This window comes from Mesorhizobium sp. M7A.F.Ca.US.010.02.1.1, from assembly GCF_004023085.1.
GTDB lineage: Bacteria > Pseudomonadota > Alphaproteobacteria > Rhizobiales > Rhizobiaceae > Mesorhizobium.
In genome coordinates this window covers 1-5,642 of the sequence record NZ_RZRV01000086.1, presented here as the reverse complement: position 1 = coordinate 5,642, position 5,642 = coordinate 1, and the positions used below count along the sequence as shown (strand labels likewise).

6 protein-coding genes and 2 pseudogenes are annotated in these 5,642 nt (G+C 59.6%); 6 read left to right on the top strand and 2 right to left on the bottom strand.

Annotated elements, in window-relative coordinates; genetic code table 11:
- Both EOA19_RS36325 and EOA19_RS34590 read left to right on the top strand, forming a co-directional pair.
- Positions 1-134: pseudogene (locus EOA19_RS36325) on the top strand (ATP-dependent DNA ligase); the annotation flags it as partial.
- Between the two features lie 87 nt (positions 135-221).
- A complete protein-coding gene (locus EOA19_RS34590; protein WP_128306083.1) occupies positions 222-1,046 on the top strand; it encodes a Ku protein in 825 nt (274 codons plus the stop codon).
- A gap of 273 nt (positions 1,047-1,319) precedes the next feature.
- Here EOA19_RS34590 and EOA19_RS34585 read toward each other — a convergent pair whose 3' ends face one another.
- Positions 1,320-2,660: a Do family serine endopeptidase gene (locus EOA19_RS34585; protein WP_245486463.1), complete on the bottom strand. Its 1,341-nt coding sequence runs from the start codon at positions 2,658-2,660 to the stop codon at positions 1,320-1,322.
- A 314-nt stretch (positions 2,661-2,974) separates the two neighbouring features.
- On the opposite strand from EOA19_RS34585, the gene EOA19_RS34580 reads away from it, so the two are divergent.
- The 4 genes from EOA19_RS34580 (at position 2,975) to EOA19_RS34565 (ending at position 5,419) form a co-directional block, all read left to right on the top strand.
- Complete coding sequence (locus tag EOA19_RS34580; protein WP_245486464.1) at positions 2,975-3,295, top strand: hypothetical protein; 321 nt, start codon at positions 2,975-2,977, stop codon at positions 3,293-3,295.
- Positions 3,296-3,522: 227 nt separating this feature from the next.
- Positions 3,523-3,999: an Hsp20 family protein gene (locus tag EOA19_RS34575; protein WP_164893123.1), complete on the top strand. Its 477-nt coding sequence runs from the start codon at positions 3,523-3,525 to the stop codon at positions 3,997-3,999.
- Between the two features lie 74 nt (positions 4,000-4,073).
- Positions 4,074-4,583 carry an Hsp20/alpha crystallin family protein gene (locus EOA19_RS34570; protein WP_128306081.1) on the top strand — a complete coding sequence of 170 codons (510 nt, stop codon included), beginning with the start codon at positions 4,074-4,076 and terminating at the stop codon, positions 4,581-4,583.
- Between the two features lie 167 nt (positions 4,584-4,750).
- Complete coding sequence (locus tag EOA19_RS34565; protein WP_245486462.1) at positions 4,751-5,419, top strand: NADH dehydrogenase ubiquinone Fe-S protein 4; 669 nt, start codon at positions 4,751-4,753, stop codon at positions 5,417-5,419.
- 97 nt (positions 5,420-5,516) lie between these two features.
- On the opposite strand, the pseudogene EOA19_RS34555 reads toward EOA19_RS34565, so the two are convergent.
- Positions 5,517-5,642, bottom strand: a pseudogene (locus tag EOA19_RS34555) (IS630 family transposase); the annotation flags it as partial.

Below are 5,642 nucleotides of genomic sequence, written 5' to 3'. Positions count from 1 at the left end.
GACCAGTTCCGATCGGTCTAAAGAAGGAAAAGGCCGAATGGCTGAAGCCTGGTCTCGTCGGCCGCGTCAGGTTCCTGAAGGGCGAGGAAAGGCTACGCCATGCGAAGCTGCTCGATTACCGAGAGGAGGAATGACTAACACTGGCGACGAGGGCTCCCCCTGCGGAACAGAACCGTGTGCCTGGCGTTGTGCGGAACATCGGCACGTCTAGGAGAAACGGCATGGTGGCGCCACGCGCGGTCTGGAAGGGATTTCTGAGGGTTGGTTCCGTGTCATGCGGGGTGAAGATAGTTGGTGCCACAAGCGAGGCATCCAAGATCCACTTCAAGATTTTGAACCGCAAAGACGGTTTACCCGTCAAGAGCGCTTATGTCGATGAAGAGACCGGCGATGTTGTCGAAGCAGAGGATCAGATTAAAGGCTATGAAGCGGACAAGGACGATTTCATCCCCGTCGAGCCGGACGAGATCAAGAAACTGAAACTGACGTCGCAGCATACACTTGACGTCGATTCCTTTGTTCCGGTTGCGGAGATCGACACACGTTATCTGGAAAAACCATACTACTTGATCCCGGCAGATGGCGCCTCTCTGGAGGCCTTTGCCGTCCTGCGCGATGCGATGGCGAAGAAGCGCGTCGCGGCACGCTCCTGCGTCGTACTCTATCAGCGCGGGCGGGAAGTGTTGATACAGCCGCTTGAAAAAGGGATGCTGCTGACCGAGTTGCGCACCCACAATGAGATGACGTCGGAAGACACCGTCTTCGACGATGTGAAAAGCCCGAAATACGATGCGGATTTGCTCGAAATCGCGGGGCTTCTTATCGACAAAAAGGTGACGAAGTTCGATCCTTCGAAATTCGAGGACACCTACGAGGATGCGTTGATTGCCATGATCGACGCCAAGCGCAAAGGCAAAAAGCCTCCGAAACCGGCGCCGAAACCCAAAGAGAACGTGGTCGACCTGGCCTCGGTTCTTCGAAAGAGCCTCGCCAACGAAGGCATCGGCCAAGATCGGCCAAAGGCCAAGAGCCGCAAATCGGCATAGTTAAAGAGAGCAATCACCAGCAAGTCCCAGTGCTTTTGGCACGCTCGCGCGTTCCGTCATGGCTTCCGCCAAATTTCACCGGCTCATCGCACGGCAATTCCTCCTTCAATGAGGTCGAGACGCCCCGACCGGACAGCGCGCTTATCGGTCAGGCGATACCGAAGCCTAGGGACCGCCGGTTCAAACATACTGCTCATCAGCTTCACAACTCTGGTGCGCTCCGGTAGTCGGCCAGCCCAACAGCAGAGATCGCGACGCCGTCTGGCCTGTCAGTCAAGAGTTTGCCACAGCAACGAAGAGCGATTGTCCCTGCCGATCGATACGGAACAGTATTGGCTTTTTCTGCTGACGGGATTTCGCCCATTCCTCACGGACGTCGGACGGCTGGGTCATGTTTCGGTTGTTGGCCGACACGATAACGTCGCCTGGCCGGATGCCGCTTTCGGCTGCAAGACTGTTCGGAGCGACATCCTGGACGAACACGCCCATGGTGTCGGCTTGCAGGCCGAGTTGCTGGCGCGCTTCGTCCGGAATGGCGCTCAGCGATATGCCAAGGCGCTGGTCCTCAGTCCCCAGGCTTGGAATGGCACCGGTCTGTTCCTCCTGATCCCTGCGTTGATCGACAGTCAGCGACAATTCCTGGTTTGTGCCGCCCCGGTTCGTTGTCACGGTCACTTTCGATCCCGGCTTTTGGCTTGCTGCCGCCAGCGTCAGGTCATGGACGCCTTGGATGTCCTTGCCGTTGAACCGGGTGATCACGTCGCCGGACTGGATTCCCGCTTTCTGCGCCGGGCTGCCAGCTTCGACCGAGGCAACCAGCGCTCCCTTGGCGCCCGGTATTCCGAGCGCCTCGGCAATGGAGGGCGTGACCTCCTGAAGACGCACGCCGATGAAGCCGCGCTCGATGCGGCCAGTGCTGATCAGTTGGTCGACGATAGTCCGAGCTGTGCGCGATGGCACCGCGAAGCCAATGCCTATGCTGCCGCCTGACGGCGACACGATTGCCGTGTTGACGCCGATGACTTCGCCGCGCGCGTTGAACAAGGGACCTCCCGAGTTACCTCTGTTGATCGAGGCGTCTGTCTGCAGGAAATCGTCGTATGGACCGGCCTGGATATCGCGAGAGCGCGCAGAAAGGACGCCGACGGTGACGGTGCCCCCGAGGCCGAAGGGACTGCCGATGGCGATGGTCCAGGCCCCTGGTTGCATTGCGTCCGAATCCCCCCAGGCCGTCGCCGTCATGTTGGGCCGAGGATCGACTTTCAATACCGCGATGTCAGTTGCCGGATCGCGGCCCACCACCCGCGCAGGCGCCGTCTCCTTGTCGGAGAACACGACACGAATCTCAGTTGCGTCGGCGACGACATGGTTATTGGTGACGATGTAGCCTTCGGGACTGATCACAAAGCCGGAGCCGAGTGCTTCCCGCACCTGGGGCTGGATACGCCGTCCCCCGTCGAAGGGATTGAGGAAGTCGTTGAGCGTCGTTTGATCCTGGATGATCTGCCTGGTCGTGATTGCGACAACCGCTGGCAGCTTCTGACGCACGATTGCGCTGAAGTCGTTCGGAATTTCCTGTGCGGTGGCCGGAGCAAGGCCGCCAGTCGAGAGCATCAGGGCTCCTGTGACCAAGCCAATGCACAAGTTCCTAGAGAGGTAAGACATGACTGGTTCTCCTGCCGGATTCGGCCTTCGAGTTCGCCAGACGTCAGAACTGAGATTCTCGCCGATTGTTTCACCGGCCCGTTAAAATGGTTCTGAGGCGTTGACGACGGGAAGGTGACCCGTGCCGAGCCATTGAAACTTGCTTGAGACGTTCCAAAGTTTCGTCTGGCGGGAATCGCCAGAGCCGCCACACTCAAACACGCAGGAGATTTCGGAAGCGGAGGACCATCAATGGAAGCAGCCATTTCGACTCATTTGCATCGATTGAACCCGTGGCCCCTGATGTTTTTCTGGATCGCTTGCTGCATCCGGCACGGCATTTCAAACATCCCCACGACGTTTTGGCCGACGTTGCCTTGGACGTTCAGGAGAAGCGGGCCATCCTTTCGTCATGGGCGTCGGATGCCTGCGCAGTAGAATCCGTGCCAGCGCTTCGCATGCTGCCCGGGGCGCGTGAACCGGTCACCTTCGACGCGATCATGGATGCGTTGCAACAATTGGATCAATCGGACGAGCTTACCGGTCCTGACGGCAGTGACAGCGCGGTAGTGGCCGCGTTCGTACCATTCGTCGATCGGATTTAAGCGCGACGTAATTGTTCTTGCACCATGGGCCCGTCGGCGAGTGACCCCGCCGGCGGGTGGCATGGGTGCGTTTGCCCAGATTGCCGCTGAAAATTTTCCTATTCTTCCTCTTGAAGGTGCAAGTCGCGATTCTAAATTGATGGTCCCGGTCGCCCAATGGGGCCGGCAGGACCAGGAGGCGGCAAGGCTCTTGGCGCCTCCTATGATCCATGTTGCTCAAGGAGGATGTGGTTATGAACGTCGATTTTACCCCCCTGTACCGGTCCAGCATCGGCTTCGACCGCATGGTCGACATGCTTAAAAGTGCGAGCCGTGTGGCCTCGTTCGACAACTGGCCGCCCTACGATATCGCCAAGGTCGGTGAGGATGAGTATCGCATCACCATGGCGGTCGCCGGTTTCTCGCAGGACCAGCTGACCATCACTCACCAGCCCAACATGCTGGTTGTGAGCGGGTCGCAATCCGGCGATGAGAACGGCCAGTATCTCTACCGCGGCATTAACGGGCGCGCTTTCGAGCGTCGGTTCGAACTGGCCGACCACGTGAAGGCGGCTGGAGCCAGCCTTGAGAACGGGCTGCTGAGCATCGATCTCAAGCGCATGGTTCCCGAGGAGATGAAACCGCGCAAGATCGAAATCTCTAGCGGGGCTCCCATGCCGAAGATTGAGGCGCCCAAGGTCGAGGCCGGCAAGCTGGCCGCCTGAGCAATCCACCATGAAGACTTCCGCTTGAGCCGGGCGTCCCGCCCGGCTCAGAGACCTACGAAAGGAGAAAGACAATGAGCGTACGTGACTTGATCCCATGGGGCCGGGGCAACGGAAACTCGGCGCCCAGTCTCTTCCCAGATGGAGATCGAGACCCCTTCGTCTCCCTCCACCGGGAGGTAAACCGGCTGTTCGATGACGCCTTCCGCAGCTTTGGCGCCAGACTGCCGGCCTTCGGTCCCTCTTTCGCCGCCAGTTGGCCGAGTGTCGAAATCTCCGACACGGACAAGGAAGTCCGTTTGACCGCGGAAATCCCTGGTCTGGACGAGAACGACATAGAAGTCCTGCTGGAAGATGGGGCGCTCAAGCTTAAAGGCGAGAAGCGTTCCGAGACCGAGGACAAAGACCGGCAGTTCTCCGAGCGCTTCTACGGTCGCTTCGAGCGCCTCATTCCGCTCGGCTACGAGGTTGAAGAAGACAAGGTCAACGCCGCCTTCAAGAACGGCGTGCTGACCGTGACCTTGCCCAAGACCGAGCGGGCGCAGGCGAAGGCCAAACGGATCGCGATCAACGGCAAGAACTAACGCATGGCAGTATGGGTGGCGGCCCTTACGGCCGCTGCCCGTACGACCCTTCAGAATCGGGAGGGACAGGCAATGGAGACAGTTCATAGCAGTGACATCAGAAACCCAACCAGAACCTCCGTCCGGCCGGACAATGACAATCGGCCTCGTCTGAGCCGGCTTTGTCAATGGGGCGATCACTGTTTCCGGACGGCGCGACGGCGCGGATCTACCAGCCATGCCGCTCGGCCATGACCTCCGCAAAGCCCCGGAAGGACTGGCGATTGGTCTTCGAACCTCGCACAGCCCCGTTCATCGAGCCGCTGATGGGCTATACGGGCGGCCGGGACACCCTGACCCAGCTTGAACTGAACTTTCCGACGCTGGAAGCGGCGATCCGTTATGCCGAGCGTCAAGGCCTCAACTACGTGTTGCAGGCGGCACCTCCTGCTTCCCAGGCCAAGGTCAGGAGTCAGCATGTATTGGAGGAGAAACAGGCCTTTTCCGACGTGGTTTGGCAGCGGCTGCAATTGGCTTGGCTTCAGGCAAGCCATGGTTATGGCGCGGGTGCACAGGCAGCGCACATACAGACGGTGCTTTCCGAGCCCGACACATTCCACACCTCTCCGATGGAGGTGGTGGATGATCCGGTGCTTTCACCCGACGAGAAACGCGCTCTGCTCAAGAACTGGGCCTGGAACGAGTACCTGATCGACCTGGCCACCGCCGAAGGTATGCCGGAAAATGCACGCCCGACGCGATTGGACGAGCTCGAACTCGCTTTGCTGGCCTTGGAAGCCCGAAACCGGGGCTTCCAGACTCGGACCAGCCCGGTGCACTCCCGGATGGCCGCATGATTGGGGGACCCACTGATCGTCTTCGACGCCCCACGGACCATCCCGAACCCCTTCGTGCTGAGTGCGGCAGCAGGGCGGCCGCGCGCATTAGAGCGTTTCATATTTTGACGGAAGCGTAGCCTGCGTTTTCGAAGTAGTTCTTGCATTCGGCTGCCTCGATGGTTTCGACGAGGTGGCCGATGTGGCGCCACGTGTCCTCGACGGTGCGTTTCTGAGCTTGTCG